This is a genomic window from Moorena sp. SIO4A5 (assembly GCF_010672005.1).
Lineage (GTDB): Bacteria > Cyanobacteriota > Cyanobacteriia > Cyanobacteriales > Coleofasciculaceae > Moorena.
In genome coordinates this window covers 14,330-28,459 of record NZ_JAAHHZ010000035.1, presented here as the reverse complement: position 1 = coordinate 28,459, position 14,130 = coordinate 14,330, and the positions used below count along the sequence as shown (strand labels likewise).

Sequence of the window (14,130 nt, the reverse complement as noted above, 5' to 3'; positions counted from 1 at the left end):
TGACAACTCTATCTGGCTGGTTAACTTCAATCTGGCGACTTAACTTCAATAAGATTTTCTAAAATTTTATTGAAGTTCCCTTAAAAACCGTGAATTTATTGTGAAAACAACTTGACAGCACCAATTTACTTCACATAGGATTATTCCGGAGATTGTCCATGGGTTTACTGGTAAGGAATATGTAGAAAAGATTTGAATTTTTAAGAAATATGTAAAGATATTGAGTTTTCAGCGGAAAAAACTCATAATTGATTTCACAAGCTTTTTATGAAGTTACCTAAAAAAGGGCGATTAGCCTCCCCGAGCAAGGGTGACCATCAAATTATTACTTATTACCTGGATTAGCTGGGATGGCTTAGGTGGCATAAAACGGCAAACACTTGTTGGATGCCACAGTACTCCTAAGTCAACTCCTAAGTCAACCCCAGGGAACACTACTGGAACTATCACTAGGTCAAAAGGGAGAGCAGAGTCTATGTGAATACCCAGAGTACTGTTTGAACAATCAAGAATCGTGCCAATCAAATGGGGCCGAAGACTCCACCTAACCATGGCGCTAGTCAAGACAAGGTAAAACTAACTAAAGAAGGGGTTCTACCTAATGCATCAGAAAACGGTCGGTTTAGAAAAATCAGGGCAACCACCAGATTACCTTGGCCAATACCCGACCCAGAAATCTTCCGAGGTTATTGAACACCTAATCGCGAACTGGTTGGATAAGACGCTATCAAAGACACTATTACCAGAATTTAGTCAATCCTTCCAAATTCATAACTTTGATCTAGGTGATAAAATTATATCCTATCCTAGACGGGAGTTAAGCCAAGATTCTGTTCAAAATGAACCAAATAAGTATTTTTACGTCGTCTGTGGCGGGCGGGTGCGGCTGCTAAGCTTTGATGAGGAAAAACAGCGGGACGTATCGGTACAGGTTCTTGAAGAGGGGGCAACCTTTGGGGCTGAGGAACTGTTGTGCAACCTATCTTATCCTTACCAAGCGATCGCAGCGAGTTCAGGAAAGATTGCTCGGATCTCCTTAGCGGAACTGCAATCTTGGTTAGAAAAGCTACCGGAGTGGCTCGAACACCTACAGCAACAAGCTCAGCACCGGCAACGCTTGATTTTCTTCAAGACCTTGACAGAATTGCGATCGCTTGACAGCATCACCCTACAGCAATTGTTGCCCTACCTGGTAGACACACGGATTTCCGCTGGGGAGTCCTTAGTTGAGTCTGGCCAAGTCGGTCGTTACTGGCTACGTAGTGGTCAGATTGCAAGGGGTGGAGTTGAAGAGAATTGCCCACTAACCATTGCCATTGGCGAAAGTTGGGGCTATCCTCAGCCAGTACCGGAAGATTGGATTGCCCAAAGCGATTTATGGGTAACCTATCTCCCTCAGGAACATTGGGACACTGCCCAAGCCCTGGTACCGGTGCTGGCAAGGTTGAGTCCACAGACGGGTCAAAGCTCTGAAAATGGACACCAGAAATCAGACGCCACTAGCGCCATAGTTCACCAAATCCGTAATCAGCCGGGTCACAGAGTACCGCTAATTCCATCCAACCCCCCTAGCAATGGAAATGGTGAAACACAAAGTAACTCGACCCAGGCTGAGTCTAAACTGATCCCATTTCCCGTACCGACGAAGCGACCTTTTCTTCAGGGGTTGTGGCAACGCTATCCCTTCATTGAACAGCAATCGTCTTCAGATTGTGGCGCTGCTTGCTTGGCAATGATTGGACGTTACTGGGGCAAACGATTTAGCTTGAATTCCCTACGGAATCTGGCAGGGGTGGGGCGTTCTGGGTCATCCCTGAAAGGGTTAGCCAGAGCATCAGAAACCTTGGGATTTCAAGCTACTCCAGTTAGAGCGTCTTTAGCTCGCCTAGCGGATCGGAGTAACCCCTGGATTGCTCACTGGCAAGGTGATCATTATATAGTTGTCTATTGGGTCAAAGGGGAGAAGGTACTTGTTGCGGATCCAGCTGTAGGAAAGCGATCGCTTTCTCGACAACAATTTCTAGAGGGTTGGACAGGATATGCGCTGCTGTTGAATCCCACTCCCCAGCTAGCAGGGACTCCTAATCAAAAGATTTCTCTGAATCGCTTTTGGGGATTGCTATGGCCCCATCGCACAGTCCTGTTGCAAATTATCCTAGCTTCCCTACTGCTCCAGGTTTTTGGTCTGATTACCCCCCTGTTTACCCAAATCATTTTGGATCAGGTGGTGGTTAACAAAAGTGTTGTTACCCTCAATGTGTTTGCCATTGGTCTAGTCATCTTTGGCCTTTGGAGCATAGGCTTGAGTGTCACCAGACGCTACCTGCTGGATTACTTTTCCAATCGACTCAGTCTTACCTTTGTCAGTGGCTTTATTAAGCATACCCTCACACTACCCCTGAAGTTTTTTGAATCCCGCCAGGTGGGGGACATCCTAACCCGAGTCCAGGAAACTGGTAAAATTCAGGCGTTCCTCACTCAGCAAGCCATTGCCACTTGGCTGGATGTGGTAATGATGTTTGTCTATGTGGGGCTGATGCTCTACTACAACTGGCACCTAACCTTGCTGGTGCTGGCAACGATTGTACCGATTGCGATTTTGACCATACTTGCCAGTCCATTTCTACGCCAAGTGTCCAGGGAAATCTTTAAAGAAGCAGCGGCACAAAACTCCCTGTTAGTAGAAATGATGTCGGGAGTAGCAACTGTCAAAGCAGCAGCCTCTGAACAAGAGGTGCGCTGGCGCTGGGAAGACCGCCTCACGGGTCAGTTGAATATGGTATTCAAAGGACAGAACTTGGCCAACGGCTTAGGGTCAGTCAGTGGCTTGATTAATAACCTCAGCGGCACGGCTTTACTGTGGTTCGGGGCTAGTCTGGTAATTCAGGAACAGCTCACAATTGGTCAGTTTGTGGCATTTAATATGCTCATTGGTCGGGTGATTAGCCCGATTTTGTCTTTGGTGGGACTTTGGGATGAATTCCAAGAAATCTTGGTATCGGTGGAACGGCTCGATGATGTCTTGACCACCCAGCCAGAAGAGAATACCCAAAAACCCCTGATGCCATTGCCCGCGATCGCGGGGCATGTCCAGTTTGACAATGTCAGCTTTCGCTATAGTGAGGATGATGAACAATACACCCTTCAAAACATTTCCTTCGAGGTTGCCCCTGGAAAGACCATAGCCATTGTCGGACGCAGTGGCTCGGGCAAAAGTACCTTGGTAAAGCTGCTCCAAGGACTCTATCAGCCAACTACAGGCCGTATTTTGATTGATAGCCACGACATCCGACATGTTTCTCCCCAGTCTTTACGCTCTCAATTAGGTGTGGTACCCCAAGAATGCTTTTTGTTTTCAGGGACGATCTTAGAGAACATCACCTTATACAAACCCGAGTATAGCCTCGAACAAGGGGTAGAAGTTGCCAAATTGGCTGAAGCTCATGTGTTTATTCAAAACCTGCCCCTGGGATACAACACCAAGGTTGGGGAGAGAGGGTCTAACCTGTCTGGGGGACAACGGCAACGGATTGCGATCGCCCGAGCCTTGCTGGGTAACCCCAAGATTATGATTCTCGATGAAGCGACTAGCTCCCTAGATACAGAATCCGAGCGACGTTTTCAACAAAATTTAGCTCGCATTAGTCGCGATCGCACTACCTTCATCATTGCCCACCGTCTTTCTACGGTGCGCAATGCTGACTCTATACTCGTCCTCGACCAAGGTCTGATCGCAGAGCGCGGTACCCACGAGGAACTCATGGCTGAGAAAGGTCTGTACTACCACCTAGCCCAGCAGCAGCTGGATCTTTAACCCTGGCATTTATGAAATTTATCAATTTTTTGCTTAAAAAATAGCTCTTGGGGTGATTAGGGTTGATCAGTATATCGCCCACAGGGTAAGCCCAAGAAAAATTTAGCAAAAATGTGATACGGGGCAAAAATTATGACCATATTCAGCCTTGCTTATTAGGACTATTGAATTTTATTATCAATAATGTTGAGAATAATGGCTCCTTATTGATTCTTGTATTTTCCCTGATATCGCCCACTGTGTTCAAGATTAACTTTCGCCAAGGTTAGTCTTCTCAGTTCAAATCAATACACACAACACTAGCAGTGATTATCGGTGAACTACCATGAACAAACCAGAAGCATCTATGCCGTCTAGAGAGGGACTCCCTAAGGGAGAAACCGCTCACCCTAATCTAACCTCAGCTGAGATTAGATCGATCTATGGAGGGACAGCGGTATCAGCACCACTAGTCCGACCATCACCTAATCATGTCCCAAATCCGGTCACACCAACATCATCACTAGGAGCTACCAACACTCAAAACTGGTCAACAGCCCTACAAAATCTACTGGATCAGCCCCCATCGGTACTGCCCCAGAGACTGCTTTTGGGCGGATTCGCCTTCTGTATGGTCTGTGGAGTTTGGGCAACCTTTGGGCAAATTGACGAAGTGGGTAAAGCCACAGGCAAGTTAGTGCCAAAAGGAGAAGTGTATAAAATTCACCCGATCGAATCCGGCAAGGTGGCCAAGATTGCAGTCAAAGAAGGGGAATCGGTTACCGCTGGGCAAGTCTTGGTGGAACTGGATACAAAACTTGGTGCTACGGAAGTAGAGCGTTTGGAGCAACTGATCAATGCTGACCAAATCAAATTAATTCAGATGCAAGGGCTGATTGAAAACATCCGCCAAGAAGCCCAAACCCGTCAGCAAATTGCCAAAGCGGACATTGACGCACAACAGGCCGCTATCGCTCAGGCACAGACTAAAGTAGCCGCCTTACAAGAACAACTGCTCCAACATCAGGAGGCAAAAGTCGCCAGTCAGGACAGACTAGAACGGCTAAAACGACTCAAGGCGACTACCCAAGCACTGCTCCAGCAACGAGAGGATGATGCATTTGCCCTGAAAGAACGCCTAGAGAATCTCAAACCCCTGTTAGCATCAGGGGCAATCTCAAAAGAACAAGTATTTCAAGCAGAACATAGCCTACGAGCGAGTCAGCGGGTGATTACCCAAACCCAACTGCAAGAAGCAGCCAGTAACCAAGACCAAATTTATCAAGCCCAGCAGAGTATACGCGATCACAACAGCGCGATCACTCTCACTCAGAGCGATTTCAACCAGACCTTAGCAGAAATCCAACGACTTCAAGCAGGTTTAACTCAGAAGCAAGCAGAAGTCCATCGGACTCAGCTCGAGACCAAGCAGAAACTTCAGCAGTTGGAGATCGAACTGACTCAACTAAATGCCAAAATTGCTGAAAACCGCAATCTGCTAACTAGTGCGAAAGCCAGGCTCAAACAAAAGTTTCTCTATGCACCGGTGGATGGAGTAGTTTCCTCCCTCAACGTTGCCAATATTGGTGAAGTCTTTCAACCCGGTCAAACTATTGCCGAAGTAGCGCCCCAAGATGCGCCCCTGGTGTTATCAGCCAGTTTACCTAATCAAGAGGCAGGCTTTATCAAAGAAGGAATGCCGGTGCAAATCAAGCTTGATGCCTATCCATATCAGGAATACGGCATCATCAAAGGGAAAGTTACCTCCCTTTCTGCCGATGCCAAAACTGATCAACAACTTGGTTCGGTTTATGAGGTGGAAGTTTCCCTAAACCGTGACTACGTTACAGAGGACGATCAAATGATCCGATTTAAACCTGGTCAGACAGCCAAAGCTGATATCATTATCCGCCGCCGTCGGATTGTGGATTTCTTGTTAGATCCAATCCGACAGCTGCAAAAAGGTGGTGTCAATCTATAGCAGGAGTGACATACTCCCACACTGAATCGAGGATTACAGTGTGGGCTTCTTACCAACTCCACCCAACGGTATCGGCTTTCGCCGACGCTGCGCGAACGGATACTCGGTAAGCTTTATTAACGATACGGGATGCCCCTCCGCACCGGAACAATACAATAAGTTCTATTTTTTAAGCACGTAGGTGGCGGTTAGCTCTTATTTGGTCTTCCCTACTATAGCTAGTATAAACGATGAAAGATCCTGTCCGCAATTCATCTCACACTCATGCTGGGCATGTTCGTGATGAGGCTGCGGATGAAGCTAACGCAATTTAGCCATCGACATACTGCCTGTAGGGTAATAGGGGTGGTCCTAAATCCAGGTCAATTAACCCTGGTGGCACAACCAGTCAGGGAAGAGGAGTACAAAGGAGGGAAATGGATTGACTGACAAGTCGTGGGCTTTGCCCAGTTATGGAAATTTATGGTCAGAGCTAGCATTGAGCATGGTCATGGAAAAGCTGTGTGAATCCCCTGTGGATAAAGAATTTCACAATCTTTTCACAAAATCTGATCAAAATTTTCACGAAATCTGATCAAAATTTTCATAAAGCTTTGTTCAAAATAGTCTTTACTGAGAGTGTTTCAAGTTTTAGAGGTTTGTCAGTCAACTAGGGGCAAGGGGGGAAGAATCTGGTGTTGTTCAAAATTGCGATGATTGATGGAGATTTAGAAGAAGAGAATCCTGATCTATCAATCATAATTGATTGGTAAAAAAGAACAGGTTGTGAGATTATTCGAGATCACCCAATCACCCGATCACCCGATCACGCCATCTTCGCAGGTTTCACAACTCAAATCAGATGGTTAGATCAGTACTCTAACTCTTCGCTTAATTGACCAACCAGAATCACTGACTATTGAAACTAGAGGTAGAGTTCAAGCGTAAATCCTGCAAATCCAATTCGTTGACCTTCAGATCACAGAGAAATCATCATGAGTTACTCCATGCTTCGTCGTTCTAATCGCCCAGTGGGCAAAACCCTAGATCCTGAAAAGATTAGTTTGATTGAAGAAGCAATTCGCGATCGCAAGTATTCGTGGGCTTGTGTTTTGATGCTGCGTTATTTGGGTCTTAACCCCTTAGAATACATACCGTCGCGAACCTACTGCCGATTGCGACGGGATAACGAGAAAATGGACTCACTCAATCAAGCTACAACCGACAGCCTCAAGCAGGATAGGGAAGATGCTCCTAAGTGCTTAAGGAATATTAAAGATCTCGACTATGCAAAGCCCCTTGACAGGAGAAGCCAACTAGTGCAAGGGGGCTCTCAAGAACAGTGGTTTAACCACAAATTGCAAAAATTCTACTAAACTACTAGGAATGTACGGTTTTTCTAGGGACTGGTAATCTCACCATTAAGGTGAGGGGCTGATAACTCAATGCTGACAGTCCCCCAATCACTGAATTGATTTTGTTTTTCTTAATTTTTTGAGACTGCATAAATTCCATTAATACTCCCAAGTTAGTTTTCCATAACTTGGGCATTTTTCATAACAATTTGTTACGTTAAACTATCCCTAAAACTTTCCCGCCAAATTGGCGTGACAAGTAAAACCAATTCAACTAAGAGCGGTACTATAAAAGTAACAACAACCAAGGGGTTGTTAGTTACCTACCTAACTTAATCAAGGGTCGAGCTAAAGTTTCCGCCAAATTGGCGTGACAAGTGAGACAAATTCAATTAAGAGAGGTAGGATAAAACTAACAACAACAAAATCAAAGTTGTTGTTAGCTACCTACCTAACTTAATCAAGGTTCGAGCTAAAGTTTCCGCCAAATTGGCGTGACAAGCGAGACAAATTGACTTAAGAGAGGTAGGATAAAAATAACAATAAAGTTGTTTTTAGCTACCTAACTAATTTAATTCAAGTTTCCGCCAAATTGGCTTGACAAGTGATACAAATTGAATAATTAGCGGTATAATAAAACTAACAACAACCAAGTTGTTCACTAACACCAAACTTACAAAAGAGCAGACCAACCATGAATATTTCTGACCTAAATCACATCGAAGTTGTTAAAGAAGAAACCAATATCGTTGGTGGTGAAAGCCTATACCGTCGTATAAACTTCTATGATCGTAAGACCATTAATATCACTGAATATGTCGATATTGACAAGTATGTTGACTCTTATGTGAACCTTCGCGGCAACCTGGCTACTGCTGAAGCTACTGCTAGTGCCGATGGTTACGATAGTCTTAGTGAAACCTTTAGTGACGCTAAAGCTACTGAATACAGCTCTGATTCAATTTCTTTGTCTGTGGCTGCGGTCGGCTAATAATCTTAGTAGGGACTAATTGTAGTACCTGATTAGATTGCTGGGGGGGAAGCCTTTCTATCTAGGATAAATTCATCTCTAGATTTAGAGACCAATGCTTCCCCCTTAATTAAGGCAAATAGAAAGATGAAATTGGGAAGCCTTTCTATCTAGGATAAATTCATCTCTAGATTTAGAGACCAATGCTTCCCCTTTAATTAAGGCAAATAGGACGAAATAAGGAAGATTGTCTAGGCTCATGGCTTAGCAGGAAGTCGTTGGAAACACTTCAAATTAACTGGGTGGAGACAAGGAAAAAAGGAACGGAAAACCTGGAACAGAAGCGATGCAGCGCGGTCTTGGGGAGGCAGTGCGGTCTTGGGGGTCTCCCCCATGAGCAACTGCCGTGGTTTCCCCCATGAGCGACTGCATCAAGAGAAGGAAGGGTTTGCGTAACGTTAGTTGACTGAAAATTATCAGTTAACAAAAACTAGTGATGCCCAGGTAGTTTTAAATGTAGTTTCAAATTAGGTATTTTGGGATAAGAACACCCTTTTTGTTAAAAAAGGAATGTGATGCTTATCCATGCTTATCATCAATCTAAGAGGCACAGCTATACAGGTAGAGGTTGATTAATGATTATTAATAACCTAGATTTTGCTCGGGAACATGTTCAAGAAAACTGGATTATAGGCGGTGGAATTGCTCAGGCAAATACCAGAACACTTGCTAGAGCTGACGTGGCATTAGCTGAGGCTGATGCATTGGCTGTTGGCGATCAAACCTCAGCAGGGACTGATACTGATTCAAGAGTAATAAATAGCAAGTTTTCTAAGAAGAGCATCGCCAAGGCGAGTGCTGATGCTGAGGCTAGGACTAAGCAAGGACTTTTCCGGGCTCAGTCTGACAGTTTGTCTTTGTTTTTAGGTATAAAGAGATAATACCGATTTTGGTAAATCCGGCGATAAATCAATAAGGGGTTTCGGTAATTTTCGGTAATAGGTAAGGGAGACTAGGGGATGGGCGATGGAAACTAAAGTTTCTATAGTTTACCACCCAGCCCCTAACTTGATAATCAGGAGGGAATCGAATTAGGAATGAAGGTAAAAAGATGTTCATTCCTTTTTTAGGTTGAGCCTAAACTCCCTAAAATCATGGATATTTAATTACCAATTACCAATCAATTACCAATCAATTACCAATCAATTATCCTATGAGTGGAGCAGCATTATAGAGACAGGTTAAAGGCTTAGGCTAATCACCATTTAATTGGCATAGTTTTTGAAATGAGCGATTTTTGTTGATAGTTAACAGTTGAGGCTTGGTAGAGGGAAGACCTGTCTGTGCAGCAGTAGAACAGTTAACGGTCAACACTCAACAGTTAACACTACAAAATGCAGATTCAGCAGGTGCAGCTCAACGGTAACACAAGGCTGATAGCCGATTAATAGCCATGTTTGATTTCAGCAGAACATTGACAATTCTTCCTCGTGTGAGTCTGATTAGAAAGAGTCTCGGAAAGAGTCTCACACAGAGGTTGACAAAGCCCATCACAGACAGCATCGAACAGAACCATAGTTTAATTGCTAGTTCAACTGCGACTACAAACAATTTTTCCAACAATTTTTCCAGTATCATCAGAAACAATAGCCTCACTATCAATGGTAACGATCGTAGTAGGATAGGAACTAACGACTCACAAACAAATAGCACAAATAGCAGTTCATGGACTAATGGCTGGAGTTCAAGCAGTAGCGATCGCTTAACTAGAGGTATTTGATAGCACTGGTAATGGCATTGCTGATGCCACTTTGGTGAAATTCAATAACGATATTCTAGCTGTAGTCAAAGCAACCGTCGATGGACAGGGTGCAAGCACCCTAACTAATGCTGATTTCATCACAGGATCTGATACAATTTTAGCAGAAAATTGATAAGTAGTCGGAATCACCCCATCCCTTAGATCTGTTAACTCATCCGTTGCCCCATATGTTGCCCCATTACCCGATCAGCTAAAATCTGAACAAGGAAAAGCTAACCATGACTATTCTTTCTAGAGCATCCCTTGAACCACAGGAAATTACTGAGTTTCTGAAACGAGAAATCCAGCTCAAAGATGTCTCTGAGAAAATTTTGTATCAAAAAGTCATTAATCTAGCTGCTGCGGAAAGAAACTTAACCGTCACCGCCGAAGAAATTCAGGAAGAAGCCGATAAATTCCGTCACGAAAATCGCTTGGAGAAAGCTTCAGACACTCTAGCTTGGCTAGCGGATAATATGATTACTTCCGATGACTGGGAAGCCGGAATTCGCCAGCAATTGCTAGCTAAAAAGTTAGCCAAGTCTCTATTTGATAAAGATGTGGAAAAGTTTTTTGGTCAAAACCGACTAGATTTTGACCAAATTTTGCTCTATCAAATTATTGTAGCTAACGATAAACTTGCCCAAGAACTCTTCTATCAAATTGAAGAAAAAGAAATTAGCTTTTATCAAGCAGCTCATATCTACGACATTGATGAGGAACGCCGACAGAAGTGCGGTTTTGAAGGAAAGCTTTACCGTTGGAATTTACGTCCAGATATAGCAGCGATTGTCTTTGGTGTACCTATTGGAGAAGTGGTCAATCCCGTCAAAACTCCTCAGGGTTATCATATCTTGATGGTAGAAAGGTTTATCCCTGCTGAATTAACACCGGAACGGTACGACGAGATATTGGATAGACTGTTTCAGGATTGGCTCAATCGTGAACTAAACTATATGCTTCATAGTGACACTATGCTTGATAATGTTGATAGTCAAACTGCCTAGACGTTGGGTCAGTAGTGGCATGATTGAGGGTAATGGGTAATGGGTAAGTCAGCATTCAGCTGAATGCTGAATGCTTACCCTTTAAAGTTGGTAAACATCAATCAAAAAAGCCATGGAGGCATTAAATTATGATTCACTCCCGGATAATCATAAAATGGATAGTTTCACCAGATGGAAAGGTAGTAGTCCAATCCGAAAGTAGGGCATTTGCATCTGGTGATCAAGCAAACACCAGTCAAGAGGTTACTGTGACCAGAGAGTCAGGCAGGAGTTATAGCAGAAGTTCCAGCTCTAGCTTTGCTTCTTCTACGGTCAAAGATAAGAGAGCAACATCAGGAAAAAAATAAGGGAGCAAAATGCTCCCACTAGCGGTTTTTTTTTCCAACTAATAACTAATTATATCAAATCCGGTTGAATAATTATCATATTCCTGATCGGGGAATTAGTAATTGGTAATTGGGGGATTAGGAATTGGTAGTTTACGATTCCCCATTACCGATTGCTTATGACCAAAAATCCAGGAGTTAATAAGTGATTAACCGGACTTAATTATTATTATGATTAATCCCTTAATAACTTTGACTTATCGGTAAAACTTTTAGTTTTGACTCGGTATCCAATGCTCAGTAAACCGAAGAAAAGTAAGCCTAGCAAGTTTGACGATTCAGGAGCTTTAACGGTTGCCTTATTCGTTTTAGCTTCGACTAAGGTCAAATAAGTTGCTGTTTCGAAAGTGCGCTCATAATAACCCTGAACATCAGCCAGAGCAAATTCCTCTGTTCCTCCAAACAACTTAGTAAAGTCGTTATAAGCAAACACATTGTCACTGTGAGCAGACACAAGGAAATCATCATATCCTAGAGTCTCTAAGTTACCAGAGAGAGCGAAGAAGTCGATGGGAGTACTCAAGTCATTGCTATCGTATAACTCGAAAACTACGGTGCCCTCGGCACTTGCACTTTCTGCAGGTGGATTGTCGATCATGGTGATTAGATCGAGAAAACCATTGAAATCGAAAGAAAAGGTTTCCCCTGCATCGACAAAGAAGTTGTAACCGATAAGTCCAGCAAAACTTTCCGCCACACCACGGTAGTTGCTTCCTTCACCCTCAGCGGTACTCAAAGATTTATTACCAGCTCGTTTTAGTGGATCGGGTGAATCAGGGTTAAAAGTTGACACCGCGTTCGCCTCAGCAATCACATCACCCCCACTTGAAATCACAAAAGTGTCGGCTTCAGTCAGGGTAACGACTTCCAGAGGATCAGTACTAAAGTTTTTGAAGTCAAAGGATCCTTTAGACAAAGCGAAAGTAGCAGCCAAACTTGGTGCAGCAGCGAGAACGGAACCGGTTACTGTAGCGAACAGTAATAATTTTTTAGCAATGGTTTTGTTCATTTTCATAATTGTCTGGGTGTTGTGGAATAAATTTCAGCCAGCGAAGTTTTTTTTGAACTGCCTAAATTTGCGGTTCAATTTGGGAAATTCAAGGCACAATAATTGTTCTGATACTAGTGTTGTAATGTAAGCATTCAGCCGTCAGTAGTCAGTAGTCAGTGGTCAGTGGTCGCTGATAGCTGATACGCGACACGCTGATAGCTGATAGCTGTTGGCGTAGCCTGCGCGTAGCGCATTAGCTTACGTTGTAATTGTTGTATTCAACAGTGAGCACAGATATTGATTGGTGCCTAAAAAAATCCGGAATATCATTATAATGAATGTTTTTTTTGCTTCATATAATATACTTAACCGGAAAAAAATCCCTATTTATAGGTAAGCATTCAGCTCAGGCAATGGCTGATAGCTGGCAATGGTAGATGCGCCTATGGCGTTAGCTGTCGGCTGAATACTTCCATTTATAGATTAATAATAAGCGAAAAATTCGCTATTGATTATAAAGTCAGTGTAATTCTACCTACCGATTAGTTAAAGATTTTGTAAAATTAATTTACGGCAGGGAAAGGATTTTTTAAAAGCTTTTATTGGATGATTAAAAAGCTTTTAATAGCTTGTGTTTAATAGGTAATAATTAATATCAATTCAGGTTTAATACCCATAATTAGAGGGAGGGTGGGACCCACCCCTAACCCCTCCCAGGAGGTAAATATGGGGAGATGGGTAGATTTTTATTAAGGGTAATTATCCCGACATAATATAATCGGTAATCGTAAATTAACTACAAAGTGCCAATTAATAATTACCAATTAAATAAAAGGGTAAATGGTCGTCTATAATCCTGATATATTCTGGATTTAGCCAATTCATTTACGCAATTTATTAACCTGATTTTTATCCAACTTGGAGGGAATAATCTGGGATTTAGTTCTCAGTAATTTAGTTCTCAGTAATTAAAACTATGCTCATGATTGTCTAGGTATAGTTGTGGAGCATAGTGACCTTATATCAAGTCAGGTTGAATACCCATAATTAGAGTAAGTGTGGGAAGTGTGGGGAGGGTGGTAAGTGTGGGGAGATGGGGAGATGGGGAGATGGGGAGATCTCACAGGGGTAGGTTTTTTACATTTGGGTCGGGAGTCGGGAATCGGGAGTCGGGAATCGGGAGTCGGGAATCGGGAAAAGCGGGAAATGGGGAGAATTATCCCGGAAAATATTGTGTATTTTGATACATATTTTGAGGAATTTATACGTAATCAAAGTACCTACTCGCCCCTTTCTAAAAAACCTACCCTTATGAGGATGGGGAGATGGGGGAGGTTTTTATTAAGGGTAATTATCCTGACATGATATTAAACCTAAAGCTGGTAAAGTTAGAGCTGCTAAATTTAGCTCTGGTAAGTATTTTGGTGCGCTTGTATCCCCCCGAGACTAATTACTGATTCTAATAATTAGTCAACCGGAGATGATAGTATTATTTTATTCAGATAAATTTGTGAGTTAGGGAGCATGTCACTTATGCAGAACATTTGTACTAAATCTGGGTAATGGGTAATAGGTAATGGGTAATAGGTAATGGGTAATAGGTAATGGGTAATAGGTAATGGGTAATAGGTAATAGGGGGAGCATGTCCTTATGCAGAAGACATCTCCATAAAATCGGTTTTGACCCAGGCATTACAAGGGTTTGAGGTTAATTTTTGGAGATGTCTAGAATATTTGTACATTATCTATAGCCCCCTCATGGGTTTAAGCTTGCTCTAATGGTACATAGTACAAATGTTCTGCAACGCAAGACCTGCTCCCTGTGAGTTAGAGCAACCTCGGTTAATCGCGTCGTTTATCCTAAGAC

The 14,130-nt window shown here is 43.0% G+C and carries 11 protein-coding genes; 9 read left to right on the top strand and 2 right to left on the bottom strand.

Features of this window, described 5'->3' with window-relative positions; translation table 11 throughout:
- Positions 1-601 precede the first annotated feature (601 nt).
- The 5 genes from F6K57_RS12940 (at position 602) to F6K57_RS12920 (ending at position 8,099) form a co-directional block, all read left to right on the top strand.
- Positions 602-3,814 carry a peptidase domain-containing ABC transporter gene (locus F6K57_RS12940; RefSeq protein WP_293068136.1) on the top strand — a complete coding sequence of 1,071 codons (3,213 nt, stop codon included), beginning with the start codon at positions 602-604 and terminating at the stop codon, positions 3,812-3,814.
- A gap of 325 nt (positions 3,815-4,139) precedes the next feature.
- Positions 4,140-5,774, top strand: coding sequence for an HlyD family efflux transporter periplasmic adaptor subunit (locus F6K57_RS12935; RefSeq protein ID WP_293068133.1), 1,635 nt, complete (start codon positions 4,140-4,142; stop codon positions 5,772-5,774).
- A 421-nt stretch (positions 5,775-6,195) separates the two neighbouring features.
- Positions 6,196-6,348: a hypothetical protein gene (locus F6K57_RS12930; RefSeq protein ID WP_293068130.1), complete on the top strand. Its 153-nt coding sequence runs from the start codon at positions 6,196-6,198 to the stop codon at positions 6,346-6,348.
- Positions 6,349-6,748: 400 nt separating this feature from the next.
- Complete coding sequence (locus tag F6K57_RS12925; RefSeq protein WP_293035794.1) at positions 6,749-7,129, top strand: HetP family heterocyst commitment protein; 381 nt, start codon at positions 6,749-6,751, stop codon at positions 7,127-7,129.
- A 673-nt stretch (positions 7,130-7,802) separates the two neighbouring features.
- Positions 7,803-8,099: a hypothetical protein gene (locus F6K57_RS12920; protein ID WP_293068127.1), complete on the top strand. Its 297-nt coding sequence runs from the start codon at positions 7,803-7,805 to the stop codon at positions 8,097-8,099.
- 273 nt (positions 8,100-8,372) lie between these two features.
- On the opposite strand, the gene F6K57_RS12915 is transcribed toward F6K57_RS12920, so the two are convergent.
- The gene (locus F6K57_RS12915) at positions 8,373-8,510 is read right to left on the bottom strand and encodes a hypothetical protein (protein ID WP_293068124.1); all 138 of its coding nucleotides are present in this window, start codon (positions 8,508-8,510) and stop codon (positions 8,373-8,375) included.
- A gap of 203 nt (positions 8,511-8,713) precedes the next feature.
- Between F6K57_RS12915 and F6K57_RS12910 the strand changes: the two genes are divergently transcribed.
- The 3 genes from F6K57_RS12910 (at position 8,714) to F6K57_RS12900 (ending at position 11,233) form a co-directional block, all read left to right on the top strand.
- Complete coding sequence (locus F6K57_RS12910) at positions 8,714-9,019, top strand: hypothetical protein (protein WP_293068121.1); 306 nt, start codon at positions 8,714-8,716, stop codon at positions 9,017-9,019.
- Between the two features lie 1,099 nt (positions 9,020-10,118).
- Positions 10,119-10,886 (top strand): peptidylprolyl isomerase, encoded by a 768-nt coding sequence (locus F6K57_RS12905; RefSeq protein ID WP_293068119.1) that lies wholly within the window; start codon positions 10,119-10,121, stop codon positions 10,884-10,886.
- 128 nt (positions 10,887-11,014) lie between these two features.
- Complete coding sequence (locus F6K57_RS12900) at positions 11,015-11,233, top strand: hypothetical protein (RefSeq protein WP_293068116.1); 219 nt, start codon at positions 11,015-11,017, stop codon at positions 11,231-11,233.
- Positions 11,234-11,447: 214 nt separating this feature from the next.
- Here F6K57_RS12900 and F6K57_RS12895 read toward each other — a convergent pair whose 3' ends face one another.
- A complete protein-coding gene (locus tag F6K57_RS12895; protein WP_293046652.1) occupies positions 11,448-12,287 on the bottom strand; it encodes a hypothetical protein in 840 nt (279 codons plus the stop codon).
- 1,077 nt (positions 12,288-13,364) lie between these two features.
- Here F6K57_RS12895 and F6K57_RS12890 point away from each other — a divergent pair.
- Positions 13,365-13,628: a hypothetical protein gene (locus F6K57_RS12890; protein WP_293068113.1), complete on the top strand. Its 264-nt coding sequence runs from the start codon at positions 13,365-13,367 to the stop codon at positions 13,626-13,628.
- The last annotated feature ends 502 nt before the right edge of the window (positions 13,629-14,130 follow it).

Bases quoted from the DNA above. Each gene is read 5' to 3' on its own strand.
- F6K57_RS12940 (WP_293068136.1), top strand. From the start codon at position 602: ATGCATCAGAAAACGGTCGGTTTAGAAAAATCAGGGCAACCACCAGAT.
- F6K57_RS12935 (WP_293068133.1), top strand. From the start codon at position 4,140: ATGAACAAACCAGAAGCATCTATGCCGTCTAGAGAGGGACTCCCTAAG.
- F6K57_RS12925 (WP_293035794.1), top strand. From the start codon at position 6,749: ATGAGTTACTCCATGCTTCGTCGTTCTAATCGCCCAGTGGGCAAAACC.
- F6K57_RS12920 (WP_293068127.1), top strand. From the start codon at position 7,803: ATGAATATTTCTGACCTAAATCACATCGAAGTTGTTAAAGAAGAAACC.
- F6K57_RS12915 (WP_293068124.1), bottom strand. From the start codon at position 8,510: ATGCAGTCGCTCATGGGGGAAACCACGGCAGTTGCTCATGGGGGAGAC.
- F6K57_RS12910 (WP_293068121.1), top strand. From the start codon at position 8,714: ATGATTATTAATAACCTAGATTTTGCTCGGGAACATGTTCAAGAAAAC.
- F6K57_RS12905 (WP_293068119.1), top strand. From the start codon at position 10,119: ATGACTATTCTTTCTAGAGCATCCCTTGAACCACAGGAAATTACTGAG.
- F6K57_RS12900 (WP_293068116.1), top strand. From the start codon at position 11,015: ATGATTCACTCCCGGATAATCATAAAATGGATAGTTTCACCAGATGGA.
- F6K57_RS12895 (WP_293046652.1), bottom strand. From the start codon at position 12,287: ATGAAAATGAACAAAACCATTGCTAAAAAATTATTACTGTTCGCTACA.
- F6K57_RS12890 (WP_293068113.1), top strand. From the start codon at position 13,365: ATGGGGAGATGGGGAGATCTCACAGGGGTAGGTTTTTTACATTTGGGT.